The 665-nt window shown below is 55.0% G+C and carries 1 protein-coding gene; it reads right to left on the reverse strand.

Features of this window, described 5'->3' with window-relative positions; translation table 11 throughout:
* Positions 1–17: 17 nt before the first annotated feature.
* A complete protein-coding gene (locus VZ95_RS21140) occupies positions 18–488 on the reverse strand; it encodes an ABC transporter permease subunit (RefSeq protein WP_232302804.1) in 471 nt (156 codons plus the stop codon).
* Positions 489–665 lie beyond the last annotated feature (177 nt).

Genomic DNA, 665 nt, shown 5'->3' on the forward strand with positions numbered 1-665 from the left:
GCCCAACAGCAGGGCGATCATCCAGCATGAATGTCGTTCGCGATATGGGGAATCCGCAGACCCTTTTGACTGAGGAAGACGTAATCCGGAATAAGCTTGATCGCCTGACGGACCGGCGGCAACGCCTCGCTGACGAGCTGATACCAGAAGAAGAGTTGCAGCAGCAGCGGGATATTGCGCAGACCTTCGACATAAACCGAGGCCAGCTTCGCCAACAGCCAATTGGTTGAAAGGCGGGCAACCCCGACCAGCGTGCCGAGAATAGTCGCCAAGAAAATCCCGATAACCGAGATCACCAGCGTATTGATAATCCCGACCCAAATCGCCCGCGCATAGGTATCGGCGGCAGAATAGGGAACGAGCGTCTCACCGATACTAAAACCGGCTTCGCGGGTCAGAAAGCTGAACCCGGTCGCGATTTTGCGGTTTTCGAGATTGGTGAGCGTATTGTGAATAAGATACCAGCCCGCAGCCAGCACCAAAAGCACGATTAGAATCTGAAAAAGGACTGCGCGGACATCGCGATCATTCCAAAAAGCCGTTTTCGGCTTCTCGATGACCCTTGCCCCGCTTCGCCGATCCGTCATGGAAATCTCCCCGGCGTCAGCATCACTGTCTGCTGAGCCATGCAAACTGCATGCCCAACCCTCTGGCCCGAAACTTTA

The sequence above is a fragment of the Elstera litoralis genome (assembly GCF_000963705.1).
GTDB lineage: Bacteria > Pseudomonadota > Alphaproteobacteria > Elsterales > Elsteraceae > Elstera > Elstera litoralis.